The following is a 25,260-nucleotide window of genomic DNA, read 5'->3' on the forward strand; positions in this document are numbered from 1 at the left end:
CCCCCCCCCGCAGCTCCGACGCCCATGCGCTTGATGTCCTCGATGGTCATGGTGTCGTAGTGCTTGGAGGCTGCCGCTCTGGTGCCGCGGTTCTGATAGCTCCACGGAGGATCGGCGTAGATGATGCTGTACTTCTTGTCAGGGAGTGGGATCATGGGTGTCCTCCTTTCCGAGCGTTTCCGGCTCGATGCCGCGCAGGAACTTGATGAAGCCGGCCGTTGCCGGTACTTCGTAGCGGGAGAGCTCTGCGTGCGTCATGTACTTGCGGCCGTAGATCTCGGCCATGTCGCGCCAGACGGGCCACGGCACGCGGTAGAAGTCCGTCAGGCTCACGGAGACGAGCACGAAGGCGACGGCGCCGAGTTTGTGATGGGCCTCGAGGTCGTCCTGCTGCTCTTGGGTGAGCCGGCGCTGCTCGATGCGCTCGTCGTCGGTGTGCTTGGCCTCGAAGTAGATGCTCCGGCCGCCCTTCAGGGTGCCGCCATAGTCCGGCTGGGCCTGCTTGGTGTAGCAGGCGAGAAACTGGCCCTTGCGGTTCTTGGCGCCGAGGGGCTTCATGGGCTCCGGCGTCTTTTCGATCTTGGCGAGGCCGCGGCTGAGGTAGTAGTCGCACGAGGCCGAGATGATATTCTCAAAGTAGCCGCCGGCGACTCTGGCCTGCTTGCCGCGGATCTGCGCCATCATGTGTTTTTCGGCTGCGTATGGCGTCGGGTCGTTGTAGCCCTCCGCGTTCTTTCTCGGGTCGTACTTCGTCACGGCGTTCAGCCTCCGATCTCGATGTGGACGCCCGGATCGGAGATCAGGCGGTCGGCGAGCTCGAGGATGACGCTGCCATCCAGCTCGATGCTGATGGGGCCGTGGTCGAGGTGCTGGTTGCAGACGGCCATCGCCCTGAAGGCGGGCAGGTGCAACGTGACGCTGCCGATGTCCGGCTTGTCCTCCTCGCTGTTTTCCAGCTCCTCGTCCAGCTTCAGCTCGCTGATGGCCTCGAAGCCGTTGCGGACGGGGATGCCGTGCGCCGTGGCGAGCTCGATCTCCGCAGCCATGCCGGCCGAAGGGTGGTCAATACCGAAGGCCCACAGCTCGGAGCAGCCGAGCACCAGCTCGCTGCCGATCTTCAGGGCCAGCTCACGCTCCTCGGGGACGTTGTCGTCCATGAACTGCGTGAGATAGATGTGCGGGGTGACGGGGATGACGCCCTTCTCCACAGCCGCACGGCTGTACTCCTTGGCGCGCTGGATGTTGTTCTCGTAGTCCCCGCGGCACGGGGAGCAGATGTAAACCTTTTTCATGTTGTTCCTCCTATCGTGAGCGCCAGCTCTGGCCGGTGAGGGTGATGCCCCTGCACATTTCCATGAGCCGGTCGATGGTGGCCCGGGCCGTCATGCTGTCGTGGCTTTCCCGCGGCGTCATGCGGTCGATCAGGGCCTCGGTGTCGTAGTTGGTGGTCACTATGGTCGGCAGGTATGCCTCATAGCGGCCGTTGATGATGTTGTAGACCGTGGAGATCGCCCACTCGGTCGGCGGCTCCTTGCCGATGTCGTCGATCACGAGGAGCGGGACGGTCTTGTAGATCTTCAGGACGTCGCTCTCGCTGCCGCCGGTCGCGGAGTAGGTGCGCTTGATGCGCTCCAGCAGGTCGATCATCGTCATGCAGATGACCGGCTTGCCCTGTGCGATCAGGTGGTTGGCGATGGCCGCGGCGAGGTGTGTCTTGCCGGTGCCCGGCGGGCCCGCTATGAACAGACCATTGCGGCCGGGTTCCTGACGGCCGGGCTGCGGCAGCATGGCGTCGAAGCCTTCGGCATAGCGCCGGGCGGCCGCCGCTGCTCGCTTGTTGTCGTCGGTGAGCTGGAAGGTGGAGAAGGTGCGCCGCAGGAAACGGTCGCCCATGCCTGACTCGCCGACGATGCGCTTGATGCGATCCCGCATTTTCTTCTCCTCCTCAGCCTTGGCGGCTGCGGCCTCAGCAGCTTCGCGCTCTGCCTTCGCCTTCTCATAGGTAGCCACGGCCTCGGGGCAGGTGCATCGCTCGGCTCCGTAGGGAGGCCAGAGGATGCGGTTGCCGAGCTGGATGCCCTTGTGGTAGCGCAGGGCGCCGCAGAACTCGCAGGGGACGGGCTCAGGGACTCCGGGACGACCGGCGAGGCGCTCGTCGTTGCTCCAGATCCAGTTACCGGCGTCACTCGTCGTCGGCTGGCTTGAAGCCCTTGCCCCAGTCTCGGCCGGAGCTGTCGGGCTGTTCAGGATCTCGCTGATTTTCTGCACCTTCGTTCACCTCCTCATTGTCCCAGTAGCCGCCGTTGAGCCATGTGCTCGGGTTCGGTATGTAGCGCCCGTTCTCCCGGCGCCATTGGTCGCTCCGCTTCTGAGCGTCGACCGCCTGCATGATCCTCTCGTGGAGCTCAGCGGTGGGCTTGATCTTGTTCCACGCCTTCAGAGCGTACTGCTTGCCGGTCTTTTTCGGGTAGGCTTTCCAGAACTCGAGAAATCTGGCCTCGACGAGCGACTTCGTGCCGCCGTCACTCCCCTCGTCAGAGGGGGAAGGGGGTGTATTACCTTCTCTTGTCTTATCTTCTCTACTCTGGTCTACTCTGCCTCCGGCTTTCTTGCGGCTGTTTGCCGGTTGTCCGGCGGTCGGCGTTGGGTCGTCCGGCGAGGCGTCGGCAGACGCCGCAGCAGCGGCCCGGCGACTGCGGGAGCGCTCTTTCTCGGCTTGCCGCTGGTCGATCAGCTTGCCGGCGTACTCGTACCAGTCGTGGATCTCGAGTGTCCCGTCCTCTTTTTCGTCGATCCAGCCCGCCCGGATCAGCGTTTTCGCCAGCTTTTCGGGGTCTCCGTCCCACTGAGCGGCCCGCGAGATCATGCGCGGCGTGATGTCGACGAGGCTGCCGGTCGGGGCGTTGTCGAGGGCCCACAGCCAGAACGAGACGAGCAGCCCCATCATGTGCGGCGGCTCGACTTCGAGCTGGTCAGCAGCGTCGAACAGTTTGCGGTGATCCTTGAGTGTCTGATGCACTTGCAGCCATGCCACGGTCGTCACCTCCTTTCTGTGGTCGTTGGTTTGTGGCCTGTTTTTGGTCGTCTGCCGGTCGTCCGGCGGTCAGGTTAAAAGGGAAGGCCGCCATTGTCCTCGATCTCCGTGAAGTCGCCAGAGCCCTCGGAGTAGCCCGGATCGGCGAAGTCGCTGCCGGAGCTCTGGCCGCCGTCCTTCTTGCTGTCGCAGAAGTGGACGGAGTCGACCGTGATCTCGACGGCTTTGCGGCGGTTTCCGTCCTTGTCCTCGTAGCTGCGGCTCGTGAGCTCGCCCTCGACGAGGACGAGGCGGCCCTTGCTCAGGTACTTGCAGACGAACTCGGCCTGTGCGCGCCATGCGACGCACTCGATGAAGTTGGTGATCTTCTTGCCGTCCTTGGTCTTGCGGCCGGTGTCGCTGGCGAGGGTGAAGCTGGTGATCGCCGTGCCCTGCTGCGTGTACCTGAGCTCAGGGTCGGCGGTTAGACGGCCTTGGAGGCCGGTGTGGTTATACATTAGGCGTTTCCTCCTTGCTGGTTATGCTGTGCGGCCGCGTTGTCGAGGGACGTGCAGATCTCGTCGTACTCTTGGCGGGTCAGGGTGGCCGGATCCTGCTTTTTGTACTTCTCCACGATCCGGGCGTTGGTGCGCTCCTTGGTCATTCCTGCGGCCTCTGCCTTCTTGTAGAGGCGTGCGAGCTGCGCGTCGCTCAGGCGGCCGGAGCCCTGCCCCTGACGCCCCTGCGTGGCCTGCTGGCGGCCTCCAGCGCCGGATCCTTTGCCCTGCGCGCCGAAGTCACTGTTGTCGGGGTCGTCCTCGCCTTGGTCGACGGTGAACTTCTCGAAAAGGTAGTATTTCAGGGCGTAGGTGTGGGCCGCACCCTTGGCCTTGGCCGGGTCATCGTTCCAGCCGACGGCGTGGACGGTGGCCTCGATGGTCTCGTCGTCGTTGTCGAGGTTCAGCCAGCGGATCGTCAGGTCGGCCTCGTAGAGGAACATGAGCTTGTCGCCGTTGCGGGTCTTGGTCTGCATGGTGATCCAGTAGACCGGGTCGCCGTTCTCTGCGTGGCGGGTGGCCTGCTCGCTGATGACGTCGAAGTCGACGCCGAGCTCGTTCATTATGGGGGTGATTTTCTCCCACACGTCGTAGATCTTGGCGTACTTGTAGCTGACGCCGTCGCTGTGCTGCTTCTTGACGATCTCCGGGCAGGCTTTCCGCATTTCGACGAGCTTCTGCCGGAGTGTCAGGCAGGCGGCTTCAGGAGGGGCCGCAGCAGCGGCCGCCTCGGTTTTCTTGGTTTCTGCCATGTCGGTGCCTCCTTACACGTCGACCGTGAAGATGCCCGGGGTCTCGTAGACGGTGACGCCCTCCACGATCTCGCCGGTCTCGGTCAGGGTTGCGATGTCGCCGGTGTAGCTGAGCAGCTTCTTCAGGTCTGCCCAGCGGGTCGACTCCTCGACCTTCACGAGCTCGCCGTAGCCGTTAGCCTTGAGCCACGGCACCAGTTTGGCCTCGTCGAGCTTGGTCTTGGTGGTGCCCTTCTTGAAGGTCAGGGTGCCGGAGAGGAGGCGGTACTTCTCCGTCGTCTTGGTCTCCTTGTGGGGGACGGTGGCGAAGAAGTCGGCCAGACAGCTCGTGAGGTACGAGGTGCCGTTCTCCATGCGCTTGCGGGCGGCGGCGACTTTCTCGTTGATGGCCGCGATCTGCTCGTCGGCCAGAGCCTTCAGGCGGTCGTACTCGCTGCGCTCGTCGGCAATCTTGCGGATGGCCCAGTCAGCACAGCGGTCGTCAGTGATACGGAATGGGGCGCGCTCGCCCTCTGCGACGGCGCCGAGGTCGACCTGCTCCAGCTCGTCCAGCGTGGCAGCAGGCAGCAGCTCGGGCTCCTGCGTGGTGGTGGCCTCGACGTCTGCCTGCTCGGCAGCGAGGGCCGCGGTGGTCTTATCGCTCATTGTTGTGCTCCTTTCTCTCGGTGACGTTGAAGGTCAGCATCACGCCGCAGGTGACAGGGGTGACGCTCTCGAGCTCGAGGTCGCGGCCGCTGCGGAGGTGCAGGGTCTCGCCCGGCTTCATTTCGGTGAGGTGTTTCATCTGGTGCTCCTTTCTGCAAAGAAACGGTGCCCGCCTTCCTCGATGACGAAGATCTGGCTCTCGTGGAAGTCGCTGGTCACGAGGGCGGGGTTGTAGAAGTAGAGGATCGGCTCGTCCACGACGGTCTCGCCTCGGTCGAATACGGCCGCGACGGCGTCCTTGACGCGCTGCGTGGGATCCGGCCGACTCTTGGTGTAGCTATAAAGGACGACGGCCTCAGAGGGCTCGACGCCGCGCTTCTCGGCTGCGTTGAGGATGCACTGAGCGACGAGCATCTGGCCCTCGAAGGACTCCCCGCCGGCCTCGGCCATGACCACGCGCTCGACGACGTTGCGCTCGGCGTCGGTCAGATGGTAGCGCACGGCGGGCTCGGTCGGCTCCACGGTCTCAGCGGCCGGGGTGGGGGTGTCCGGGTTGTATGCGCCGACGGTGTTGGTCGGCGGCAGGATGTTGGTCTCCTGCTTGCTGCCGGCCGGGGTGGTGAAGATTGCCACAGAGATGCCGCCCAGCAGAAGGACGGCAGCGGCCAGCGTGGTAGCTCTCAGGGCTTTCCTCTTGGCACGGCGGCGCCGGCGTGTTATACTTGCGGTGCGGGATCCGTATGCTGGCAGGCTGCTGGTTCTTCTCGCATGGGTCGCCCGGTCGCAACGGGCGGCCCTTTCTTTTGTGGTTTCCATTGGTTTCTCCTTTCACTGAGCCCGTGCGACGGTCAGATCACAGAGGGCGTGAGTGAGGTCGCTGAACTCGGTCTCTCGGACGGTGTCAGCGGTCAGCAGCACGAGGTAGTCGTTGTCGTAGTAGTCGATCTCGGGGTGCCGCTGCCGGTTTACTTCGTTTTTGTGGCGGGCGTAGGGCTCGGCACGGTTCCAGACGTCGTCAGGGATCCAGCGGTCGAGGTGATCCTCGACGCGCTCGCGCAGCTCCTCGCTCGTGATCGTGATCTCCGGGCTCATGCTGTCACCTCCGCGCCACGCGGGCCGGGAGCGTCTGCTCCGGGCGAGTCAGGCCCTTGCTGAAGCTCTGCGGCTCATATCTGACGCCCACGATCCGGCGGCCGCTGACGCCGTACTTGGGGTTGTAGCCGAACAGGTTGACGTAGCTGCCGAGATCCTCGCGCTCGTCGTCCATCGCCTTCAGCACCTCGAACAGGGCCAGCACGTCGTCGATGGCGCGATGGCTGTTCTGCACCTTGCCGGTGAGGTCGTAGGCGATGATCGCGTTGGCGAGCTTGTGCGGGTAGGCCCTGCGGTCTTTGTAGACCGTCAGGCTGTCCAGCCAGTCGATCCGGCCGACCTTCTGGCCGCGGAGTAGGCCACGGAGAAAACAGGCGTCAAACTGTGCATTGTGGGCGATCATCAGCGTCGGGCCGTTCTGCATGAGCTTGGCGATCTGTCCGGCTGCCTTGACCGGCTGCACGCCCTCGGTCTGGAGCTGCTCGTCGGTGATGCCGGTCAGGCTGACGATGTTCTCCGGGAGGGTCTCGCCCTCGGGCAGCTTGATGAAGGCGTCCATCTTGCCGGCGATCCGCAGGCCGCCTGTGGCCGTGCGCTCCACGCGCAGGGCGGCGAGCTCGATGATCTGGTCGTTGTCAAAGTCGAGGCCGCTGGTCTCGGTATCAAACACGACGAGGGCCTTGTAGCGGTCGAGCAGGGTGGAGAGGTTACTCATGCCGGGCCTCCTTCTCGCGGGTAGCTCTCAGGGTGCCGAGCATAAACGAGAGGGCCGTGGTCAGTTGATCCTCGGTGGCGAAGGTGCCGCCGAACTGCTCGGCCAGCGCCGCGATGATCTCGCCGGCGTGCTCCGGCGTGACGTCGTCGGTGGCTTCGTCGTCCTCGATGGAGATCAGGAGATCGGAGTCCAGATAACAAGCGGGGCGCAGGCCGCAGTCGCCGAAGTAGGCGTAGTACCCGTCCAGAGTGCCATCGGCGTCGACGCCGCGGGCGAGTGACTCGTAGCCGTTAGACTTCGTGCTGAAGGCGGTGGAGAGCCACCACCAGTCGTCTGCGTTGGGGATGACGTCGCGGTTACGCCGGTACTGGTCGACCGTCAGCAGGAAGATGGTGACGGTGCAGGTGCCGTAGTCCTTCAGGCCGTCGTCGGTGGTCAGGTCGAGCTCCGTGGTCAGGAAGGCGTTGGGGCCGTTCACGTCCTCGAGCAGGTTGTCGAGGTAGGCGCCGTTGAGGTATTCCTTGCTGCTGGCGACGGCGAAGTTGTTGCAGTTGCCCTCGTCAAAGGCTCGGGTCTCGATGATGTCCTTGCTCAGGCAGAGGGCGCGGCCGTCATCATTCTCCAGCAGGATCCAGCTCTGGCCGGCATAGTCGAAGGCCGTGCCGCGGGCGGCGTTCTTGAGTGCGATCTTTTTCATGGGGTTGCTCCTTTCGTTCTCTGCGACCGAGCCTTCTGGCTGGCCTGAATGTTCGGTAGGGTCTCGCCGGCGCGGAGCCGGCTCTCACAGTGCGGGCAGATGTAGCCGGTGCGGGGGATCTTCTGGTAGATGCTGACGTTCCAGTCGAGCCCGCAGCCGACGCACTTGGCTGTCATGGGCCTCCACCTCCTTCCGCAGCCAGAGCCTCGAAAACATAGCGCCGGATGCGGTTGCGGTGCTTCTTCCGGGTTCTGGCTTTCTTTGCGTGAGCTGCGAGGTGCAGCCACTTCGGCGGCACTCCGATGGCCTTGGCCGATACCTTCCAGAGCTTTTTGAGGGCGGAGAGCACGACGTTGATGACCGGCTTCAGGGCCTCGGCCAGCTTGGCGGCGATTTCCCGCAGAGCGTCGGCCAGCTTCTCGAAGGCTTCGCGGGCCTGCTGCATCTTCTCACGATCGGCGAGCGTCATGCTGCCGTCGTAGACGTAGGGGCTCAGCTCGTCGTCGCCTCCGTCGGCCAGACGCTCACAGAACGGGAGGCCGGCAGCTTCGGCAGCCTTGCGGCCCTCCTCGAGGGCGTCCCGGCCTTGCGTGACTTCGCAATAGTCCGCGAGGCGGTTGCGGCCGCCTTCGTAGTGCCAGCGGATCCCGGCGGCGATCTCGTCGATGGTCATGTCCTCACCGAAGTGGCCGCAGTAGTAGCCGTTGACGATGACGGCGTCCGGGTCTGCCTTCAGGATCCCGATGGCCTCGTTGAGGTCGTCAGTCTCCCACTCGCCGTTCCAGATGTCGCTCCAGATTGTCAGGGCGTTCCACGAGCGGCCGGTGCGATACACGATTGTCCAGCCGATGCCGTCGCGGATCTCCGCGGCGAAGTCTCGGGCGATGTCTCTCAGTGCTGCCATGCTGGCGCCTCCTCTCTGGTGATGTGCACGACGGTGACGAGGTCGTCGATCTCGTGCTTGGTGGTGTATGTGTCCCGCTCGTCGAGCCCGATGTGCCGCAGCAGCGTCTCGGGCCCGTCCAGCAGGAAGGCGGTGACGGCCACGGCGTTCAGCCGGTAGACCGTGACCTCCACGGTGCAGCGGGCGTCGTCCTCGTCCAGCGTGGACGGGAACGAGGCCCGGCAGACTGGGGTCGCCTCGTATCTGAAGGCGGTCGCGCGGTTCTCGCCGGCGATGATGTCCTTCACGAACTCCTCGAAGGCTTTGCGAGGGATTGAGCTGCGGTACTTGTCCAGCGTGACGTCGGCGAGCTGCCGGATGGCTTTGGTGTTCATGCTCGTCACCTCACTTTATCTCGTGGATCAGAGTCCTGAAGTGGAAACACTGGATGTTATAGCCGCCGGCTCCGATGGTCTGGATCTTTGCCTTGCCCTCCGTGCCGACGATGATGCCGTTGATGTCGCCCTCGGGGCCTATGTAGAGCGCCGCGGCGTCGGTGATGGTTCCGACCGTGCTCATAATGCGGCCGATCAGGTCGAGCAGCTTGGCCCGCTTTTCTTCTTCCATCGTCTTTTCGAGCCATGCCTCGCGCTCGTCCTCGTTGTGGATCTCCAGCAGCTTGAGCGTGATCTGGTCGCCCGCTTCGCGGAGCTTCTTCTGGATCTGGTGATATTCCAGCCCGCGCTCACTCAGGAAGGCGTCGACGTCGCGGCGCGGCCAGAGGTTTGCGAGGTCGTAGTCGGTCAGCTCGCGGCCCTTGTAGAGCTCGCGGTACTTCTCGAGAGAGGGGAGTGTCTGAAGCGCCTCCAGCCGGGCGGCCCGTTCCTTTGCCTTCAGATCCTTGCGGTACTCGATGAAGCGGATCCGCTTCTCTCGGTAGTAGCCGATCGCGTGCTGTTTCCAGTTTTCGAGGAAGTCCTTCAGGATCTCCGGGGTGTTTGCCTCGAGGTAGGCGTCGCGGGTGATGCGGGTGTTGAGCTTGTCCTGCCAGTTTTTGAGGATCTCGCGGGCCTCGGCCAACTTGGAGGTCGCGCTCTTGATGTCCTCACGCTTGATGCTGATGTCGAAGCGGTCGGCGCCTTTTTCAATCATTTTGGCGAGCTGGCTGTTGTGCTTCTTGAGTACGGCCTCGCGCTTCGCCACGCGGCCCTCGGCGTCGATGACCTTCTGCTCGAGCTCTTTCTGTGTCATGGTGGTCTCCTTTCGTCTTGGCCCGGCCGGAGCCGGGGATCTTGGTGGTGTCGAGTCCCTGAAAAGCAGAAACACGACCGCCGGATCGCTTCAGAGAGCAGCGCGGAGGGGGTGCGCAGCTCGTCCATTTTCAGCGTCGGGGTCGTGTGATCGTTTTCATGTTGGGCTCTCCTTTCTTCGGCCCGGCGCTGCCGGGTGTTCTTGGCTACTGTGCGGCCGGTGCTCGTTTACCTCTGCGCTTGAAGCTCTCACGCAGTCGCCTCTCGGCGAGCTCTGCGCTGTACCCTTCGCGCTGGTTGGCGTCCAGCGCGCCGGTCGCGCCTCGCTGGAGCTCCTTGTAGATCGTGGTGTGGTGGACGCTCAGGCGGGCCGCGATGTCGACCGGCCGATCTCCGAGCAGATGCCACGCCTCGATCTTCTTCCTGTCCTCGAAGGTCAGGTAGCGGTACTTTCCCGTCAGTCTCACCTCCGTCCTATGGGGTTGTAGTAAAGAAAAAACGCACAGCCGACTCACTTGAGTCTCTGTGCGTTTAATGATAATGGACAGCCAGCGTGTGCTGCCGCGCTTTCCTCATTGACAATTCGACGGGGAATGCTATAATCTGCTATGTCTGAAAAAATGTAAAATTGAATCGCAGAGGTGCCGCCGCGAGGCGGAGAATAGAGAATCCGGTGCGAATCCGGAACGATGCAGTCACTGTGTACGGGAACGGCCTGCGTAGCCACTGGGAAACTGGGAAGGGCAGCGCCGCGATGAACGAAGTCAGGAGACCTGCCTCTGCGGGAATCTCAAGCCCGCTGCACACAGGCTGATATTTCTGCGAGTTTACCCGCGGCGCGTTTTTTTCGCGGCGCGGTGTTGCTGGTTGGAATCGTGAGAGCGGCTGTGGGTCACCATGGCCGCTTTTATATTTCTTTCAGAACGATTTTTGAAGAAGAAGGTAAAGAGAAACATGAAAAAAGCACTTGCAATCCTGCTCACAGCCGTAATGCTGCTGGGCGTGCTGACCGCCTGCGGCAGCAAGAAGGACGACGCTGCCGACGACACGCAGAACACGGAGGACGCCGACAAGGCCGCGGCCGACAATGTCGCCGCGCTCATTGACGCGATCTATGTTCAGGAGCGCACCGATGAGACCGACGCGCAGTGCGAGGCTGCCAAGGCTGCCTGGGACGCGCTGACCGACGAGCAGAAGGCCATGGTCGAGGGTGAGGAAGCGAGCCCTGAGTACTTCGGCCTTGACACGGGCGATGCGTCCAAGGACAATCCCCGCAATCAGGATGACATCGGCGAGAACGAGCTTCTGGTCGTTTCCTTCGGCACGTCCTACAACGACAGCCGCGTCAACGATATCAAGAGCATTGAGGACGCCCTGCAGGAGGCCTATCCTGACTGGTCCGTCCGCCGCGCTTTCACGGCTCAGATCATTATCAACCACATTCAGGCCCGCGACGGCGAGAAGATCGACAACATGACCCAGGCGCTCGACCGCGCTGTGGCCAACGGCGTCAAGAACCTCGTCGTGCAGCCGACGCACCTGATGCACGGCGCGGAGTATGACGAAATGTGTGCTACCATCGACGAGTACCGCGACCAGTTCGAATCTGTCTCCATCGCAGAGCCCCTGCTCGGCGAGGTCGGCAGCGACGCGACCGTCATCAACGCCGACAAGGAAGTTGTCGCCAAGGCCATCACCGCCGCCGCGGTCGAGGCAAGCGGCTTTGACTCTCTCGAGGCTGCCAAGGAAGCTGGCGCCGCGTTCGTCTTCATGGGCCACGGCACCGCACACGTCGCCAAGGTCAGCTACAGCCAGATGAGCGCCCAGATGCAGAACCTTGGCTATGAGAACGTCTTCATCGGCACGGTCGAGGGCGAGCCGGAGGAGACCTCCTGCGAGTCCGTCATCGAGGCCGTCAAGGCCGCGGGCTACACCAACGTCATCCTGCGCCCGCTGATGGTCGTTGCGGGTGACCACGCCAACAACGACATGGCCGGCAGCGACGACGATTCCTGGAAGACTATGTTCGAGGCTGCCGACTTCACCGTCGACTGCCAGATCGCGGGCCTCGGCGAGATTGCCGACATCCAGGCGCTGTACATCGCCCACACCCAGGCCGCCATTGACGCCCTGAACGCATAAAAAGGAACAAAAAGGGGCTTCGAAGCGATTGTGCACCGCTTCGGAGCCTTTTCCAGATGGAGGTACTTCCCAATGAAAAGAACACTGACACTGATACTGACCGTGGTGATGCTCTGCACGCTGCTTTTCGGCTGCGGGCAGAAGAGCGAGGACGGCGATCCGCAGGACACGAACACCGAGCCCGCGCTTGCCGACGGCGTTTACACCGCGGATTTCAGCACCGACAGCAGTATGTTCCACGTGAACGAGGCATGCAAGGGCAAGGGTACGCTGACGGTCGAAAACGGGCAGATGACGATCCACATCAGCCTGCCGTCCAAGAGCATTCTGAACCTCTTCTGCGGCACGGCGGAGGACGCGCGGAAGGACGGCGCGGCGCTCTTGCAGCCCACGACCGACACCGTCACCTATTCCGACGGCCTGAGCGAGGAGGTCAATGGCTTTGATATCCCCGTGCCCGCGCTGGACGAGGAGTTCGACGTCGCCATCATCGGCACGAAGGGCAAGTGGTACGACCACAAGGTCTCCGTGACGAACGCCGTTTTGAAGGAAGACGACGCCGCCGCGCCCGCCGAGACGCTGGCCGACGGCACCTACACGATCGCCGTGACGCTCGAGGGCGGCAGCGGCAAGGCGAACATCCAGTCGCCCTGTACGCTGACGGTCGCGGACGGCAAAATGACCGCCACCATCGTCTGGAGCAGCAGCCACTATGACTATATGCTCGTGGACGGCGAGCGCTGCGACGTACTCTCGACCGAAAACGGCTCGATGTTTGAGATCCCCGTCGCCGCGCTGGATACGCCGCTTGCCGTGGTCGGCGACACCACCGCCATGAGCACGCCGCACGAGATCGACTACACGCTGACGTTCGACGCCTCAAGCGCCGAGGTGAACGGATGAGACGCCTGCCGCGCGCGCTTCTCACGCTGCTGGCCGTGCTGACGCTCTGCGCCTGCGGGAACAAAGCGCAGGACGGTTCGAACGGCGAAAATGCGGCGGTCGCGTGGGATGCTCTGTCGTTTGACAAGACCATGCCGCTTGACTACGCCGCGCAGTTTTCCGTTTCCTACGCGGGTGACGAGTACAAGTGCATCACCGTCGGGCAGGATCAGGAATTCCTGCTCGTGACGGAGGGCGCGGCCGTGCCCAGCGGCGTGCCGGAGGGCGTGACAGTTTTGCAGCAGCCGCTTGATGAAATTTATCTGGTCGCCAGCGCGGCGATGGACAGCTTTGCCCAGCTGGATGCGGTCGACAGCATCCGCTTCAGTGGACGCAAGGAGTCGGACTGGTACATCGAGCAGGCGAAGGCGGCCATGAGCGCGGGCGACATGCTCTACGCGGGCAAATACTCCGAGCCCGATTATGAGCTTATTTTGTCGCAGGGCTGCGATCTGGTGCTTGAAAACACGATGATCTACCACTCGTCCGAGGTCATCGAGCAGTTTGAAACGCTGGGCATCCCCGTGCTCGTGGAAATGTCCAGCTACGAGAGCGAGCCGTTTGGCCGCATGGAGTGGGTCAAGCTCTACGGCGCGCTGCTCGGCAAAGAGGACGAGGCCGCGGTGCTGTTTGAGGAGAAAATGGACAGCGTTTCGGGCATTCTGGGCGCTGCGCCCACGGGAAAGACCGTCACATTCTTCTATGTGATGAGCAACGGCGCGGTCAATGTGCGAAAGTCGACGGACTATGTCGCTAAATCCATCGCCATGGCGGGCGGGGAATACGTCTCCTTTGACAACACGGAAGAGGAGAACGCCCAGTCCACCGTCACCATCCAGATGGAGGCATTTTACAGCGGCGCGCACGACGCAGATGTGCTCATCTACAACAGCATCATCGACGGCGGGCTTACGACGATTGACGAGCTTTTAGCGCTCGAACCGCTGCTTGGCGACTTTAAGGCCGTGCAGAACGGGAACGTCTGGTGCCTGACGAAGGACTTTTATCAGGAATCGCTCGAATTGAGCGACCTCGTCGTGGATCTCCACACCGTTTTAAGCGGGGCGGATACGCCGCTCCGGTTTTTGACAAAGCTGCAATAATTTTTGACTGGAAAGTTGAAACAGACAGGAGGGACGAGCATGGAGCAGAAGCGGAGAACACGGACGTGGTGCGGCTTTTTGCTGCTGTTCGTCCTTTTGGCTGTTTTTTTGATCTGGAATTTATTCGCGGGCAGCGTGCAGCTCTCCGCGTCTCAGATAGGACAAATTCTGCTCGGCGGCGGGGATGACCTGACGCAAAAGCAGATCATTATGCAAATTAGATTGCCGCGCATGGCGTCGGCGCTCATTTTAGGCGGTGCGCTGTCCGTGTCGGGGTATCTTCTGCAAACGTTTTTCCACAATCCCATCGCGGGGCCGTTCGTGCTGGGCATTTCGTCGGGCGCGAAGCTCGCGGTGTCGATCGCGATGATCGTTTTCCTCAGCCGCGGCGTCAGATCATCGTCAGCGCTGCTGATCAGCGCGGCGTTCATCGGCGCGATGCTCTCGATGGGCCTCATCCTGCTCATTTCGCAGCGGGTCAATCAGATGAGCCTTCTCGTCGTCTGCGGCGTGATGATTGGCTACATCTGCTCGGCGCTGACGGATTTTCTCGTCACGTTCGCGGACGATTCAAATATCGTGAACCTGCACAACTGGTCGAACGGTTCGTTTTCCGGCATGAAGTGGGAAAACGTGACGACGATGGCCTGGGTGTGCGGGATCGCGCTGATTTTGACATTTTTCCTCTCCAAGCCGATCCGCGCCTACCAGCTCGGCGAGGTCTACGCGCGCAACATGGGCGTGCCGATTAAAGCGTTCCGCGCGGCGCTCATCCTGCTCTCCAGCGTGTTATCTGCCTGCGTGACAGCCTTCGCGGGCCCCATTTCGTTTGTCGGCATCGCGCTGCCGCATCTGATGAAGGCACTCTTCAAAACGGCGGAGCCGCTTTTGCTGATTCCGGCGAGCTTCCTCGGCGGAGGCATCTTCTGCCTTGCGTGTGATCTCATCGCGCGCACGGCCTTTGCGCCCGCGGAAGTCAGCATCAGCTCGGTCACGGCGGTGTTCGGCGCGCCGGTCGTCATCTACATGATGGTGCACAGAAAGGCGGGGCGGGAATGAGCGGCTATTTGGAGACAAAGAATTTATCCGTCGGCTACCACGGCAAGCCCCTCATCGAGGATGTGTCCCTCTGCGTGCAGAGGGGAAAGATCGTTACGCTGATCGGGCCGAACGGCTCGGGCAAGTCGACGATCCTGAAAACCGTCATCGGTCAGCTGCCGGAGCTTTCCGGCACAGTGTATCTGGATGGCGAGACGATGCGCTCGCGCAGCCGCAACGACATCGCACGGCGCATGGCGATCTTGATGACCGCGCGCGTCGAACCGGAGCTCATGACCTGCCGCGATGTGGTCAGCTCGGGCCGCTATCCCTACACGGGAAGGCTCGGCGTCCTGCGGGACGAAGATAAGAAGATCGTCGAGCAGTCGCTTTCTCAGGTGGACGCGCTCGCGTTCGCCGACGCGCCGTTTTCCGCCGTCAGTGACGGCCAGCGGCAGCGCATTCTGCTCGCAAGGGCCCTGTGCCAGCAGCCGCAGCTTATCGTGCTCGACGAACCGACGAGCTTTTTGGACATCCGCTACAAACTGGAACTGCTCTCCGTCCTCAAGCGCATGGTGCGCGAAAACGACCTCGCCGTGCTGCTCTCGCTCCACGAGCTCGATCTGGCGCGGCGCATTTCGGACACAGTCATCTGCGTCGCGGGCGACCGCATCGACCGCATCGGCACGCCGGAGGAGATCTTCACGAGCGACTACATCGCGCAGCTCTATCACTTGGAGCGAGGGAAGTACGACGAGTGCTTCAGCACATTGGAATTTGTACCGTAGCGCATACGAGTAAAAACGCTTTATAGAGATTGCAGAAGGAGGGGAGACCATGCAGGAAGCGGTGCCGAGATTGCTCATTGCCGGGACGAACAGCGGGTGCGGCAAGACGACGGTGACCTGCGCGATCTTGCAGGCGCTCGTCAATGCCGGTGTGCCCGTCGCCGCGGCGAAGTGCGGTCCCGATTACATCGACCCCATGTACCACCGCGAGATCATCGGCGCGAAGAGCAGCAATTTAGACCCCTTCTTTTTTGACGATGACACGCTGCGTTTCCTCCTTGCGCAAAACGGCGCGAGGAAGGACGTGACGGTCATCGAGGGCGTGATGGGCTATTACGACGGCATCGGCCTCGACTCCTCGCGCGCGGGCACCTTTGAGGTCGCACAGCGGACGGAAAGTCCCGTCGTACTCGTGCTGAACGCGAAGGGCGCGGGACTGTCGGCGCTGGCCGTGCTCGACGGATTTCTGCACTTTGCAACGGAAAACCGCATCCGCGGCGTCATTCTGAACGGCTGCACTGCGATGAGCTATCCGACGCTCGCGCGGGCGATCGAAGAACGCTTCGGCATTCATGCCTGCGGCTTTCTGCCGCAGCTGCCGGACTGCTCGCTCGAGAGTCGTCACCTTGGCCTCATCACCGCGGCAGAGGTGGACGATCTGAAAGAAAAGATGCAGCGTCTCGCCGCCAAGGCGCGGGAGACGATCGACCTGGACGCGCTGCTGCAAATCGCGAAGAGCGCGCCGCCGCTTACATTCACGCCGCCGGACATTCCGGCGGCGGGCGAGCATGTGCGCATCGGCGTCGCGCGCGACAGGGCATTTTGCTTTTACTATGAAGACAGCCTGGAACTCCTGCGCCGCTTAGGGGCGGAGCTTGTGCCGTTCAGTCCGCTGTCAGATGAACGCTTACCGGAAGACCTGCACGGCCTGTACCTCGGCGGCGGATATCCCGAGCTCTACGCGGAGCGGTTGGAGGCAAACGCCGCCATGCGCGCTTCTATCCGCGCGGCGGTGGAAAGGGGACTGCCCTGCGTCGCCGAGTGCGGCGGCTTTATGTACCTGACGCAGTCCATCGCGGGACATGCGATGGCGGGCGTTTTATCGGGCAGCTGCTTCGACGCGGGGAAGCTGACGCGCTTTGGCTACGCGACATTGACGGCGCAGCGGGATTCGATGCTGTTTGCCGCGGGCGAGCAGATCCCCGCGCACGAGTTCCACCGCTGGGATGCGGAAAATCCGGGCGAGGACTTCCTCGCGGAAAAGCCGAGCGGAAGAAGCTGGCGCTGCGCGTATGCGGGCGAAACGCTCTACGCAGGCTATCCGCACTTCCACTTTTATGCAGACATCGGCGTTGCAGAGCGCTTTGTTGCCGCCTGCCGAAAGGAGAAACACCGCCATGAGCGAACCGATGAAACCGATGGAAATTGAACAGCGCAGCTTTGCGATCATCACCGAGCTTTTGGGCGATAGGGTGCTTGCGCCGGAAAACGAGCTTGTCATCAAGCGCGTCATCCACACGACGGCGGACTTTGACTATGCCGACAATCTGACATTTTCCGAGCACGCGGTGCAAAAGGGTATCGCCGCGCTGAAAAGCGGCTGCGACATCGTCACCGACACGCAGATGGCGAAAGCGGGCATCAACAAGACGATCCTCGCGAGCCTCGGCGGCGAGGTGCATTGCTTCATGTCCGACCCCGATGTTGCGCAGGAGGCGAAATCTTGCGGCGTGACGCGGGCGTTCGTTTCGATGGAAAGAGCGGCAATGCTGCAAAAACCCTGTATTTTCGCCATCGGCAACGCACCGACGGCGCTGCTGTCGTTAGAGCAGCTGATGGAAGAGGGAAAAGCCGCCCCCGCGCTCATCATCGGTGTGCCGGTGGGCTTTGTGAATGTGGAGATAAGCAAGGAGCGCATCATCGAAAAGGCGCGCGCGCCGTACATCGTCGCGCGTGGACGCAAGGGCGGCAGCAACGTGGCCGCGGCCATCTGCAACGCCCTGCTCTATCAGATCTGGCGGTAAAAAGATGGAAGAATATCTCGTAAAGGACGGTAAGCGCCTGCGCCTCGGCTACACAACCGGCTCGTGCGCGGCGGCTGCGGCCAAGGCTGCGGCGTGGATGCTGCTGACGGGCAGAAAAAAGGACACGATCCGGCTGCAAACGCCGAAAGGCATCGAGCTCAATTTAGACGTGCTGGACATTCAGCGGTCCGCGGACGAGGTGCGCTGCGCCATCCGAAAGGACAGCGGTGACGACCCCGACGTGACGCGCGGTACGCTCATTTTTGCCGCGGTGAGAAAATCGGCCACGCCCGGCGTGACCATCGACGGCGGCGAGGGCGTCGGCCGCGTGACGAAGCCGGGGCTCGACCAGCCCGTGGGCGAGGCGGCCATCAACTCTGTGCCGCGGCGCATGATCGAAGAAAACGTGCGCGAGGTCTGCATGCTCGTCGGATACGACGGCGGCCTTGACGTGACGATCTCCGCGCCGGAGGGCGAGGCGCTCGCGAAAAAGACTTTTAACCCGCGCCTCGGCATCGAGGGCGGCATCTCCATTCTGGGCACGACCGGCATCGTCGAGCCGATGAGCGAGCAGGCATTGCTTGACACCATCCGCGTGGAGCTGCGACAGCGGCGTGAGAGCGGCGCGGACTACGTTCTCCTCGCGCCCGGCAACTACGGCGCGGACTACATCCGCGATTTTATCGGGCTTGACCCGAAGACGGCGGTGCTGACGTCGAACTTCATCGGCGACAGTTTGGAATTCTGCAAGGAATTCGGTTTTCACGGCGCGCTGCTCATCGGGCACATTGGTAAGCTCGTCAAGCTCGCGGGCGGCATGTGGAACACGCACTCGAAATTCGGCGACTGCCGCATGGAGATCATCGCCTCGCACAGCGCGGCGCTGGGCCTGCGCGCAGAACGCACGGAGGAAATTCTGCACTGCGCCACCTGCGACGACGCGCTGCGCATCCTGGACGAAGAGGGGCTGAAGGATGCCTTCCTCGTGCGTCTGGGACAGCGCATCGGCACGATGCTCGGCTATAAGAGCGGCGAACTCCAGAGCGGCGCAATCTTATTTTCGAAAGAATACGGTTTCCTCTGCGAAACGGAAGGCGCGGAGGAACTGCTCGAACAGATCAGGGAGGGCTGAACGTGGTACATTTTGTTGGCGCCGGAAGCGGTGCGCCGGATCTCATCACGCTGCGGGGCGCAAGGCTCCTTGGCGAAGCAGATGTGGTGATCTACGCGGGTTCGCTGGTGAATCCCGAGCTGCTTACACTCACGAAACCAGGCTGCGAGGTTCACGACAGCGCGAAGCTGACGCTTGAAGAGGTCATCGCCCTCATCGAGCGGGCGGAGCGCGAGGGAAAGACCACCGTGCGATTGCACACGGGCGACCCGAGCATTTACGGCGCGGTGCGCGAGCAGTTCGACGCGCTCACAGAGCGCGGCATCGACTTTGATGTCTGCCCCGGCGTCAGCTCGTTCTGCGGCGCTGCGGCGGCGCTGCGGGCGGAATACACGCTGCCGAATGTGAGCCAGACGGTCATCATCACGCGCACGGCGGGCCGCACGCCGGTGCCCGAGCGTGAGTCCATCCGCAGCTTGGCCGCGCATCAGGCGACGATGGTGCTGTTCTTGAGCACCTCACTCACAGAAAAGCTGCAAGGCGAGCTCCTTGCGGGCGGCTATGGAGAGACAACGCCCGCGGCCATCGTTTACAAGGCGACATGGCCGGAGGAGAAGATCTTCCGCTGCACGGTGGGCACGCTGCATAAGACGGTGACGGAAAACGGCATGAAAAAGACGGCGTTGATCGTGGTGGGCGGCTGCCTTGGCGACGAATATCTGCGCTCGCTGCTCTACCACCCCGACTTTACGACGGAATACCGCAAGGGGAAGGCATGAAGATCGCAATTTTTGCCTACAGCCACGGCGGCTGCGCGGCAGCGCGGCGCGTTCGCGCGGTGCTGGCGGAGGCGGAAACCGTCTGCTACGCGGTACCGCGATTGGAAGAAGCGGGCTTCCTGCCGCTTGCGAAGGACATCTACCGCGAGCGCTTTTCATCGATGGATGCGCTCATCTTCATCGGCGCGTGCGGTATCGCCGTGCGTGAGATCGCGCCGTATCTTGTGAGCAAAAAGAACGATCCCGCGGTGCTCTGCATCGACGAGAAAATGCAGTTTGTCATTCCGCTGCTCTCCGGCCACATCGGCGGCGCGAACGACTTATCGCGCCGACTGGCGGGCGCGCTCGGCGCAGCAGCGGTCATCACGACGGCAACGGACGTGAACGGTAAATTTGCCGCCGATGCCTGGGCAGCAAAAAATGAATGCGCCATTTCGAGTATGCTACTTGCGAAAAAGGTCGCAGCGGAAATTCTGGAGCGCGATGTACCGCTTGTGAGCGATTTTCCGATCAAGGGTGCATTGCCCGGTGGAATTGTGGAAAAAACGCAGGGCGCGCTGGGAATTGTGATCGGATACTGCATGAAAGAACCGTTTGCCGAAACGCTGCGCCTCACGCCGAGAGTATTGCGCGTCGGCATCGGCTGCCGCAGGGGAACTTCACAGGAAACCATTGAAGCCGCCGTTGCGGCGGTGCTTTCTGCGCATCAGCTGGATCCAAGCGCGGTCAAGGGCGTCTATTCCATTGACTTAAAGCAGCAGGAGGCGGGGCTGCTTGCCGCCTGCGCGAAGCACAACTGGCCGACGGTATTTTACACGGCAGAGGAATTGCGCAGCGTACCGGGCGAATTCACGGATTCCCCCTTCGTGCAGGAGATGACGGGCGTCGGCAACGTCTGCGAGCGCGCAGCGATGCGCGGCGCGGAGAAATTATTGGTGAAAAAGACTGCGGTGGACGGCGTGACCGTCGCCGTGGCGGCGGAGCATTGGGAGGTTTCCTTTGGGTAAAGTGATCGTGGTGGGCATCGGCCCCGGCAGCTATGAGGATATGACGATCCGCGCCGACCGCGCGCTGCGCGGATGCGACGCCATCGTTGGCTACGGAGTTTATGTTGACCTTGTGAAGGAGCGCTATCCGGACAAGGCGTTTTATGAAACGCCCATGACGCAGGAGGCAAAGCGCTGCGCGCTTGCGCTCGAATTTGCGCGCGCGGGCAAGACCGCGGCCATGGTCTGCTCGGGCGACAGCGGCATTTACGGCATGGCGGCGCTCGTGTACGAGCTGCGCGGCGAGAGCGAAGAGCCTGAGATCGAGGTCGTCCCCGGCCTGACGGCGGCGTGCAGCGCCGCGGCGCTTTTGGGCGCGCCGCTGACGCACGACTTTGCCGTCATCAGCCTGAGCGACCGGCTGACGCCGTGGGAGACCATCGAGAAACGCCTTGCGCATGCGGTGCAGGCGGATCTTGCTATTGCGCTTTACAATCCCGCGAGCCGCTCCCGCCCCGAGCATCTGAAGCGCGCGTGCGATATCCTGCTGCGCTTTCTGCCTGAGAACCGACTCTGCGGCATTGCGCGCAACATCGGCCGCGCGGGAGAGAGCTGCCGCATGCTGACGCTCGGGGAGCTCAGAGAGGCAGAGGTCGATATGTTCTGCACGGTGATCGTCGGCAACGTATCAACGAAGAAAATTGCGGGGCGGCTCATCACGCCGCGAGGGTACAAAAATGTGTAAGATCTGCATTTTCGCAGGCACGACGGAGGCGCGCCGACTCGTGGAGCTTTTGAGCACCCAGCCGGTCTCCGTCACGGCCTGCGTAGCAACGGAATACGGTGAAACGCTCCTGCCCGAAGGGGGCAACGTGACGGTGCGCTCGGGGCGTATCCCGGTGGACGGGATCATTCAAATGCTCTCCGACACGAAATTTGATTTGGTGATCGACGCGACGCACCCCTACGCGGCATCGATCACCGAGAGCGTTGCGCGCGCCTGCGCGGAGACAGGGACAGAATATCTGCGCCTTCTGCGCGAGGAGTCTGACAAGGTATCTGACTTTACTTGCGTGTTGAATGCGGAAGCAGCAGCGCTGTTCCTGTCGAAGACGGACGGAAATATCCTGCTGACGACCGGCAGCAAGGATCTGAAAACGTATAGCAAGGTAAAAGACTTTACAGATAGAGCCTATGCGCGCGTGCTGCCGCTGGACGCGTCGCTCGCGCTCTGTCGCGAGGCGGGCGTGCTGCCGTCGCACATTTTAGCGATGCAGGGGCCGTTTTCCGAGGAGATGGACGAGGCCATGCTGCGCGCCGTGTCGGCTAAGTGGCTTGTGACGAAGGACGGCGGCGAGGCGGGCGGCTTTGCCGCCAAGGTCGCCGCGGCGCGAAAGGCCGGGGCAAATGTGCTCGTGATCGGACGGCCAAAGCAGCGGGAGGGGAAGTCCTTTTCGCAGGTGTTGGACAGCTTGGAGTGCCGCTTTGGTTTCCGATTCGCGCAGAGTGTGAAGATCGTCGGTATCGGGCCGGGTAGCAGGGATGCGATGACGCAGGAGGCGCGCCGCGCGATCGAAGAGGCGGACTGCCTCATCGGCGCGAGACGCATGCTGGATGCCGCCGCGCGCGGCGGGCAGAAGACTTATGCCGCCATCGCACCACAGGAGATCGCGGACTTCATTCACGCGCACTGCGAATACCGGCAAAGCGCGGTCGTGATGTCGGGCGACACGGGCTTTTTCAGCGGCACGAGGAAGCTGCTGCCGCTGCTTTCTGACTGCGAGGTCAGCGTGCTGCCGGGCCTGAGCTCGCTTTCCTACCTCTGTGCAAAGCTGCAAACGTCCTATGAGGACGTTCATGTCGTCAGCCTGCATGGCCGCGCGCACGACATCACGGCAGACGTGCGCGCGCACGCGCGCGTTTTCGCGCTCGTCGGCGGCGAGAATGGCGTGAACGGCCTGTGCCGAACGCTGGCGGAAAACGGCCTCGGCACCGTGACGGTGAGCGTCGGCGAACAGCTGAGCTACGAGGATGAGACCATTACCACCGGCATGGCGGAGGAGCTGCAAAGTAAGGCCTTTGCGCCCTTGAGCGCCGTGCTGATCGAAAACGACCATCCCGATGCCATCGTGACGCACGGACTGCCGGACGAGGCGTTTTTGCGAGGCGCGGGCGAGGGCGGCGTTGTGCCGATGACCAAGAGTGAGGTGCGCGCCGTCGCGCTCTCGAAGCTCCGCCTGACCGAGCGTGCCGTCTGCTATGATATCGGCGCGGGAACGGGTTCGGTCGCCATCGAGATGGCGCTTCAGGCGAAGCACGGTCATGTCTACGCCGTTGAGCGCAGAGACGACGTGGTCGAGCTGCTGAAAAAGAATCAAGCGGCGTTCCATGTGGAGAACCTGACGGTCGTTTCCGGCACTGCGCCGGAGGCGTGCCGCGATCTGCCTGCACCGACGCACGTCTTTATTGGCGGCAGCGCGGGCAACCTGCGTGATATTCTGTCGATGCTGCTTGCCAAAAATCCGCACGTCCGCATCGTGGCGACGGCCGTCTCGCTTGAGAGCATCGCCGAGCTGACGGCGTGCATGAAGGATTTTGCCTTTACCGAGGCGGAGACCGTCTCCGTCCAGATCGCCCGCGGCAAAAAGGCGGGATCGTACCACCTGATGGCGGGGCAGAACCCCGTATATATCTTCACGATACAGTCGGAGGAGAAGCTATGATTGGGCCAATTTTGCCGCTTCTCATCGGCTTTGGCATCGACTGCGTTCTGGGCGATCCGCACAGCCTGCCGCATCCGGTCGTGCTGATCGGGAAGACGATCAGCGCGCTGGAGTGCGTCCTGCGGAGGATTTTCCCCAAAACGCCGCGCGGTGAGCGCGCGGCAGGCGCAGTGCTGTGGTTGATCGTCGCATTTCTTGCGGCGGCGGTGCCCGCGCTGCTTCTGTGTTTGTGCGGCAGGGTGAGTTCGTGGCTGCGCCTCGCGGTCGAGAGCGTCATGTGCTGGCAGATCTTGGCGGCAAAGTCGCTGCGGGATGAGAGCATGAAGGTGTATCACGAACTCGAGCACGGCAGCATCGAATCCGCGCGCCGCGCCGTTTCGATGATCGTGGGACGCGACACGGCGGCGCTCGACGATGTGGGCGTGACGCGCGCCGCGGTCGAGACCGTGGCGGAGAACACGTCAGACGGCGTGGTCGCACCGCTGCTGTACCTTGCCATCGGCGGCGCGCCGCTGGGCTTTTTCTACAAGGCTGTGAATACGATGGACTCGATGCTCGGCTACGTCGAGCCACCGTATAAGGACATCGGCCTTGTGCCTGCGAAGGCGGATGATATTGCGAACTATCTGCCTGCGCGCATCTCTGCATTGCTGATGCTCGCGGCGGGCGGACTTCTGCGCATGGACGTGAAAAACGGCTGGAAGATATTCCGCCGCGACCGCTACAAGCACGCGAGCCCGAACTCCGCACAGACGGAGTCGGTCTGCGCGGGCCTTTTGGATGTGCGCCTCGCGGGCGACGCGTGGTATCACGGCGTGCTGCACAAAAAGGAGTACATCGGCGACGCACTGCGGCAGATCGAGCATGAGGATATCCCGCGCGCCTGCCGGCTGATGTACGGCACGACGCTTCTGGCGCTGCTGCTTGGCTGCGCGGTCCGGCTGCTGATTTTTTCGCTGTGAGGGAAGAGAATGCTTTATCAAACGGAAAACCGCCACGGCGGAGATATCTACGGCGGCATTGCGCTCGACTTTTCGGCGAATGTGAGCCCGCTCGGCACGCCGAGAAGCGTGACCGACGCGATCGAACGCGCGCTGCCCGAGCTCTACCGCTACCCAGACCCCTACTGCCGGACACTCGTACAGACGATCTCGGAATATGAGGGGGTGCCGAAGAACTTTGTCCTCTGCGGCAATGGCGCGTCCGAGCTGATCTATGCCTATTGCGGGGCCGTGCGGCCCAAGCGCGCGATGGAGCTCGCACCGACGTTTTCGGAGTATTCGCTTGCCTTGCGGCGGACAGGCTGCGAGGTCGTGCGCTTTGCGCTCAAGCAAGAGGAAAACTTTGACTTGCGGGAGAACTTTTTGCCGTTTCTTGCGCGCGAAAAGATCGACGCGCTGTTCCTCTGCAACCCGAACAACCCGACGGGACGGCTCATTGCGGACGATTTGCTGGAAGAAATTCTGCGCATCTGCCGCGAGAAAAATATCGCGCTTTTTGTCGACGAGTGCTTTTTGAGCCTGTCGGACGGCGGCGTTGATCTGACGCCGTCCTTATCTGACTTCCCGCAGCTTTTTATCCTCAAGGCCTTTACGAAGAGCTTTGGCATGGCGGGGCTGCGGCTGGGATATGGCCTGAGCGCGGACGAGGCATTGCTGCGGAAGATGTCGGCGGCGGTGCCGCCGTGGAATGTCTCGACGCTTGCACAGGCGGCGGGTGTCGCTGCGCTGGGCGATGCGGAGCTTTTAGAGAGAAACCGCGCGATCATCCGCGCGGAGCGCCCGTGGCTCGAGGAAAAACTGAGGAAATTCGGCTTTTGGGTGTGCCCATCGCAGGTGAATTACATCTTATTCCGTGGCGATGTGGGCTTTACGGAACAGCTGCGAGCGCGCGGCGTCGCGATCCGCGACTGCGCAAATTTCGAGGGCCTGACATCCGGCTGGTATCGCGTCGCGGTCCGGCGGCACAAGGAAAACGAACAGCTCATCGCGGCAATCAGAAGCGTGGGAAAGGAGTGAGC

31 protein-coding genes and 1 riboswitch are annotated in these 25,260 nt (G+C 62.4%); of the genes, 14 read left to right on the forward strand and 17 right to left on the reverse strand.

Translation table 11 applies throughout. From position 1 onward, the window contains the following. Window positions 1-138 precede the first annotated feature (138 nt). From NI20_RS0107990 to NI20_RS0108070, 17 genes are all read right to left on the reverse strand, one after another. Window positions 139-756, reverse strand: a complete 618-nt coding sequence (locus tag NI20_RS0107990) for a Holliday junction resolvase RecU (RefSeq protein WP_033120888.1) — start codon at window positions 754-756, stop codon at window positions 139-141. A 5-nt stretch (window positions 757-761) separates the two neighbouring features. Beyond that, window positions 762-1,292: a DUF4406 domain-containing protein gene (locus tag NI20_RS0107995; RefSeq protein ID WP_033120889.1), complete on the reverse strand. Its 531-nt coding sequence runs from the start codon at window positions 1,290-1,292 to the stop codon at window positions 762-764. A 10-nt stretch (window positions 1,293-1,302) separates the two neighbouring features. Beyond that, window positions 1,303-2,268, reverse strand: a complete 966-nt coding sequence (locus NI20_RS0108000; RefSeq protein WP_242842953.1) for an ATP-binding protein — start codon at window positions 2,266-2,268, stop codon at window positions 1,303-1,305. Then, on the reverse strand, window positions 2,183-3,034 hold the full coding sequence (locus NI20_RS0108005; protein WP_033120890.1) for a hypothetical protein: 852 nt from the start codon (window positions 3,032-3,034) through the stop codon (window positions 2,183-2,185). Before NI20_RS0108005 ends, NI20_RS0108000 begins: the two co-directional genes overlap by 86 nt. Before the next feature lie 74 nt (window positions 3,035-3,108). Further along, a complete protein-coding gene (locus NI20_RS0108010; RefSeq protein ID WP_033120891.1) occupies window positions 3,109-3,531 on the reverse strand; it encodes a single-stranded DNA-binding protein in 423 nt (140 codons plus the stop codon). Then, window positions 3,531-4,322 carry an ERF family protein gene (locus tag NI20_RS0108015; protein WP_008981453.1) on the reverse strand — a complete coding sequence of 264 codons (792 nt, stop codon included), beginning with the start codon at window positions 4,320-4,322 and terminating at the stop codon, window positions 3,531-3,533. The genes NI20_RS0108010 and NI20_RS0108015 overlap by 1 nt, the downstream gene beginning before the upstream one ends. A gap of 12 nt (window positions 4,323-4,334) precedes the next feature. Continuing rightward, on the reverse strand, window positions 4,335-4,967 hold the full coding sequence (locus NI20_RS0108020) for a host-nuclease inhibitor Gam family protein (protein WP_033120892.1): 633 nt from the start codon (window positions 4,965-4,967) through the stop codon (window positions 4,335-4,337). Beyond that, window positions 4,957-5,106, reverse strand: coding sequence for a hypothetical protein (locus tag NI20_RS0108025; protein WP_008981455.1), 150 nt, complete (start codon window positions 5,104-5,106; stop codon window positions 4,957-4,959). Before NI20_RS0108025 ends, NI20_RS0108020 begins: the two co-directional genes overlap by 11 nt. Continuing rightward, window positions 5,103-5,489 carry a hypothetical protein gene (locus NI20_RS15665; RefSeq protein ID WP_242842954.1) on the reverse strand — a complete coding sequence of 129 codons (387 nt, stop codon included), beginning with the start codon at window positions 5,487-5,489 and terminating at the stop codon, window positions 5,103-5,105. The genes NI20_RS0108025 and NI20_RS15665 overlap by 4 nt, the downstream gene beginning before the upstream one ends. 306 nt (window positions 5,490-5,795) lie before the next feature. Continuing rightward, window positions 5,796-6,059, reverse strand: a complete 264-nt coding sequence (locus NI20_RS0108035) for a hypothetical protein (protein ID WP_033120894.1) — start codon at window positions 6,057-6,059, stop codon at window positions 5,796-5,798. Between the two features lie 4 nt (window positions 6,060-6,063). Beyond that, on the reverse strand, window positions 6,064-6,774 hold the full coding sequence (locus NI20_RS0108040; RefSeq protein WP_033120895.1) for a PolC-type DNA polymerase III: 711 nt from the start codon (window positions 6,772-6,774) through the stop codon (window positions 6,064-6,066). Continuing rightward, window positions 6,767-7,471: a DUF6273 domain-containing protein gene (locus NI20_RS0108045; protein ID WP_033120896.1), complete on the reverse strand. Its 705-nt coding sequence runs from the start codon at window positions 7,469-7,471 to the stop codon at window positions 6,767-6,769. The genes NI20_RS0108040 and NI20_RS0108045 overlap by 8 nt, the downstream gene beginning before the upstream one ends. Continuing rightward, on the reverse strand, window positions 7,468-7,647 hold the full coding sequence (locus NI20_RS0108050) for a hypothetical protein (protein WP_033120897.1): 180 nt from the start codon (window positions 7,645-7,647) through the stop codon (window positions 7,468-7,470). Before NI20_RS0108050 ends, NI20_RS0108045 begins: the two co-directional genes overlap by 4 nt. After that, window positions 7,644-8,375, reverse strand: a complete 732-nt coding sequence (locus tag NI20_RS0108055) for a hypothetical protein (protein WP_033120898.1) — start codon at window positions 8,373-8,375, stop codon at window positions 7,644-7,646. The genes NI20_RS0108050 and NI20_RS0108055 overlap by 4 nt, the downstream gene beginning before the upstream one ends. Next, the gene (locus tag NI20_RS0108060; RefSeq protein WP_156108586.1) at window positions 8,363-8,749 is read right to left on the reverse strand and encodes a hypothetical protein; all 387 of its coding nucleotides are present in this window, start codon (window positions 8,747-8,749) and stop codon (window positions 8,363-8,365) included. The genes NI20_RS0108055 and NI20_RS0108060 overlap by 13 nt, the downstream gene beginning before the upstream one ends. A 10-nt stretch (window positions 8,750-8,759) precedes the next feature. Then, window positions 8,760-9,605 carry a hypothetical protein gene (locus NI20_RS0108065; RefSeq protein ID WP_033120900.1) on the reverse strand — a complete coding sequence of 282 codons (846 nt, stop codon included), beginning with the start codon at window positions 9,603-9,605 and terminating at the stop codon, window positions 8,760-8,762. A 205-nt stretch (window positions 9,606-9,810) separates the two neighbouring features. Beyond that, complete coding sequence (locus NI20_RS0108070) at window positions 9,811-10,071, reverse strand: helix-turn-helix domain-containing protein (protein ID WP_020989852.1); 261 nt, start codon at window positions 10,069-10,071, stop codon at window positions 9,811-9,813. 155 nt (window positions 10,072-10,226) lie between these two features. Further along, window positions 10,227-10,400: riboswitch (cobalamin riboswitch) on the forward strand. A 158-nt stretch (window positions 10,401-10,558) separates the two neighbouring features. On the opposite strand from NI20_RS0108070, the gene NI20_RS0108075 reads away from it, so the two are divergent. From NI20_RS0108075 to NI20_RS0108140, 14 genes are all read left to right on the forward strand, one after another. After that, window positions 10,559-11,746 (forward strand): sirohydrochlorin cobaltochelatase, encoded by a 1,188-nt coding sequence (locus tag NI20_RS0108075; protein ID WP_033120901.1) that lies wholly within the window; start codon window positions 10,559-10,561, stop codon window positions 11,744-11,746. A gap of 72 nt (window positions 11,747-11,818) precedes the next feature. Beyond that, window positions 11,819-12,649 carry an iron transporter gene (locus NI20_RS0108080; protein ID WP_033120902.1) on the forward strand — a complete coding sequence of 277 codons (831 nt, stop codon included), beginning with the start codon at window positions 11,819-11,821 and terminating at the stop codon, window positions 12,647-12,649. After that, a complete protein-coding gene (locus NI20_RS0108085; protein ID WP_033120903.1) occupies window positions 12,646-13,791 on the forward strand; it encodes an ABC transporter substrate-binding protein in 1,146 nt (381 codons plus the stop codon). The genes NI20_RS0108080 and NI20_RS0108085 overlap by 4 nt, the downstream gene beginning before the upstream one ends. A 39-nt stretch (window positions 13,792-13,830) precedes the next feature. Next, window positions 13,831-14,850 carry an iron ABC transporter permease gene (locus tag NI20_RS0108090; RefSeq protein WP_033120904.1) on the forward strand — a complete coding sequence of 340 codons (1,020 nt, stop codon included), beginning with the start codon at window positions 13,831-13,833 and terminating at the stop codon, window positions 14,848-14,850. After that, complete coding sequence (locus NI20_RS0108095; protein WP_052084520.1) at window positions 14,847-15,617, forward strand: ABC transporter ATP-binding protein; 771 nt, start codon at window positions 14,847-14,849, stop codon at window positions 15,615-15,617. Before NI20_RS0108090 ends, NI20_RS0108095 begins: the two co-directional genes overlap by 4 nt. Before the next feature lie 49 nt (window positions 15,618-15,666). Further along, complete coding sequence (locus tag NI20_RS0108100) at window positions 15,667-17,046, forward strand: cobyrinate a,c-diamide synthase (protein ID WP_052084521.1); 1,380 nt, start codon at window positions 15,667-15,669, stop codon at window positions 17,044-17,046. Further along, window positions 17,015-17,641 (forward strand): precorrin-8X methylmutase, encoded by a 627-nt coding sequence (locus NI20_RS0108105; protein ID WP_033120905.1) that lies wholly within the window; start codon window positions 17,015-17,017, stop codon window positions 17,639-17,641. Before NI20_RS0108100 ends, NI20_RS0108105 begins: the two co-directional genes overlap by 32 nt. 4 nt (window positions 17,642-17,645) lie before the next feature. Next, the gene (gene cbiD / locus NI20_RS0108110; protein WP_033120906.1) at window positions 17,646-18,773 is read left to right on the forward strand and encodes a cobalt-precorrin-5B (C(1))-methyltransferase CbiD; all 1,128 of its coding nucleotides are present in this window, start codon (window positions 17,646-17,648) and stop codon (window positions 18,771-18,773) included. Between the two features lie 2 nt (window positions 18,774-18,775). Next, a complete protein-coding gene (gene cobM / locus NI20_RS0108115) occupies window positions 18,776-19,531 on the forward strand; it encodes a precorrin-4 C(11)-methyltransferase (protein WP_033120907.1) in 756 nt (251 codons plus the stop codon). Further along, window positions 19,528-20,538 carry a cobalt-precorrin 5A hydrolase gene (locus NI20_RS0108120; protein WP_033120908.1) on the forward strand — a complete coding sequence of 337 codons (1,011 nt, stop codon included), beginning with the start codon at window positions 19,528-19,530 and terminating at the stop codon, window positions 20,536-20,538. The genes cobM and NI20_RS0108120 overlap by 4 nt, the downstream gene beginning before the upstream one ends. Continuing rightward, on the forward strand, window positions 20,531-21,262 hold the full coding sequence (cobJ, locus tag NI20_RS0108125) for a precorrin-3B C(17)-methyltransferase (RefSeq protein WP_156108588.1): 732 nt from the start codon (window positions 20,531-20,533) through the stop codon (window positions 21,260-21,262). The genes NI20_RS0108120 and cobJ overlap by 8 nt, the downstream gene beginning before the upstream one ends. Next, window positions 21,255-23,240: a bifunctional cobalt-precorrin-7 (C(5))-methyltransferase/cobalt-precorrin-6B (C(15))-methyltransferase gene (locus tag NI20_RS0108130; protein ID WP_033120909.1), complete on the forward strand. Its 1,986-nt coding sequence runs from the start codon at window positions 21,255-21,257 to the stop codon at window positions 23,238-23,240. Before cobJ ends, NI20_RS0108130 begins: the two co-directional genes overlap by 8 nt. Next, window positions 23,237-24,202: an adenosylcobinamide-phosphate synthase CbiB gene (cbiB, locus tag NI20_RS0108135; RefSeq protein ID WP_033120910.1), complete on the forward strand. Its 966-nt coding sequence runs from the start codon at window positions 23,237-23,239 to the stop codon at window positions 24,200-24,202. Before NI20_RS0108130 ends, cbiB begins: the two co-directional genes overlap by 4 nt. Window positions 24,203-24,211: 9 nt before the next feature. Then, window positions 24,212-25,258, forward strand: a complete 1,047-nt coding sequence (locus tag NI20_RS0108140) for a histidinol-phosphate transaminase (RefSeq protein WP_033120911.1) — start codon at window positions 24,212-24,214, stop codon at window positions 25,256-25,258. Window positions 25,259-25,260 lie beyond the last annotated feature (2 nt).

The organism is Oscillibacter sp. ER4, assembly GCF_000765235.1.
Lineage (GTDB): Bacteria > Bacillota > Clostridia > Oscillospirales > Oscillospiraceae > Hominicoprocola > Hominicoprocola fusiformis.

Excerpts from the sequence above, each read along its gene's own strand:
- NI20_RS0108085 (WP_033120903.1), top strand. The coding sequence starts at position 12,646 with ATGAGACGCCTGCCGCGCGCGCTTCTCACGCTGCTGGCCGTGCTGACG.
- NI20_RS0108015 (WP_008981453.1), bottom strand. The coding sequence starts at position 4,322 with ATGGCAGAAACCAAGAAAACCGAGGCGGCCGCTGCTGCGGCCCCTCCT.
- NI20_RS0108105 (WP_033120905.1), top strand. The coding sequence starts at position 17,015 with ATGAGCGAACCGATGAAACCGATGGAAATTGAACAGCGCAGCTTTGCG.
- NI20_RS0108020 (WP_033120892.1), bottom strand. The coding sequence starts at position 4,967 with ATGAGCGATAAGACCACCGCGGCCCTCGCTGCCGAGCAGGCAGACGTC.
- NI20_RS0108065 (WP_033120900.1), bottom strand. The coding sequence starts at position 9,605 with ATGACACAGAAAGAGCTCGAGCAGAAGGTCATCGACGCCGAGGGCCGC.
- NI20_RS0108140 (WP_033120911.1), top strand. The coding sequence starts at position 24,212 with ATGCTTTATCAAACGGAAAACCGCCACGGCGGAGATATCTACGGCGGC.
- NI20_RS0108055 (WP_033120898.1), bottom strand. The coding sequence starts at position 8,375 with ATGGCAGCACTGAGAGACATCGCCCGAGACTTCGCCGCGGAGATCCGC.
- NI20_RS0108050 (WP_033120897.1), bottom strand. The coding sequence starts at position 7,647 with ATGACAGCCAAGTGCGTCGGCTGCGGGCTCGACTGGAACGTCAGCATC.
- NI20_RS0108075 (WP_033120901.1), top strand. The coding sequence starts at position 10,559 with ATGAAAAAAGCACTTGCAATCCTGCTCACAGCCGTAATGCTGCTGGGC.
- NI20_RS0108060 (WP_156108586.1), bottom strand. The coding sequence starts at position 8,749 with ATGAACACCAAAGCCATCCGGCAGCTCGCCGACGTCACGCTGGACAAG.
- NI20_RS0108090 (WP_033120904.1), top strand. The coding sequence starts at position 13,831 with ATGGAGCAGAAGCGGAGAACACGGACGTGGTGCGGCTTTTTGCTGCTG.
- NI20_RS0108010 (WP_033120891.1), bottom strand. The coding sequence starts at position 3,531 with ATGTATAACCACACCGGCCTCCAAGGCCGTCTAACCGCCGACCCTGAG.
- cbiD (WP_033120906.1), top strand. The coding sequence starts at position 17,646 with ATGGAAGAATATCTCGTAAAGGACGGTAAGCGCCTGCGCCTCGGCTAC.
- cbiB (WP_033120910.1), top strand. The coding sequence starts at position 23,237 with ATGATTGGGCCAATTTTGCCGCTTCTCATCGGCTTTGGCATCGACTGC.
- NI20_RS0108120 (WP_033120908.1), top strand. The coding sequence starts at position 19,528 with ATGAAGATCGCAATTTTTGCCTACAGCCACGGCGGCTGCGCGGCAGCG.
- NI20_RS0108025 (WP_008981455.1), bottom strand. The coding sequence starts at position 5,106 with ATGAAACACCTCACCGAAATGAAGCCGGGCGAGACCCTGCACCTCCGC.
- NI20_RS0108100 (WP_052084521.1), top strand. The coding sequence starts at position 15,667 with ATGCAGGAAGCGGTGCCGAGATTGCTCATTGCCGGGACGAACAGCGGG.
- NI20_RS0107995 (WP_033120889.1), bottom strand. The coding sequence starts at position 1,292 with ATGAAAAAGGTTTACATCTGCTCCCCGTGCCGCGGGGACTACGAGAAC.
- NI20_RS0108130 (WP_033120909.1), top strand. The coding sequence starts at position 21,255 with ATGTGTAAGATCTGCATTTTCGCAGGCACGACGGAGGCGCGCCGACTC.
- NI20_RS0108095 (WP_052084520.1), top strand. The coding sequence starts at position 14,847 with ATGAGCGGCTATTTGGAGACAAAGAATTTATCCGTCGGCTACCACGGC.
- NI20_RS0108040 (WP_033120895.1), bottom strand. The coding sequence starts at position 6,774 with ATGAGTAACCTCTCCACCCTGCTCGACCGCTACAAGGCCCTCGTCGTG.
- NI20_RS0108035 (WP_033120894.1), bottom strand. The coding sequence starts at position 6,059 with ATGAGCCCGGAGATCACGATCACGAGCGAGGAGCTGCGCGAGCGCGTC.
- NI20_RS0108045 (WP_033120896.1), bottom strand. The coding sequence starts at position 7,471 with ATGAAAAAGATCGCACTCAAGAACGCCGCCCGCGGCACGGCCTTCGAC.
- NI20_RS0108080 (WP_033120902.1), top strand. The coding sequence starts at position 11,819 with ATGAAAAGAACACTGACACTGATACTGACCGTGGTGATGCTCTGCACG.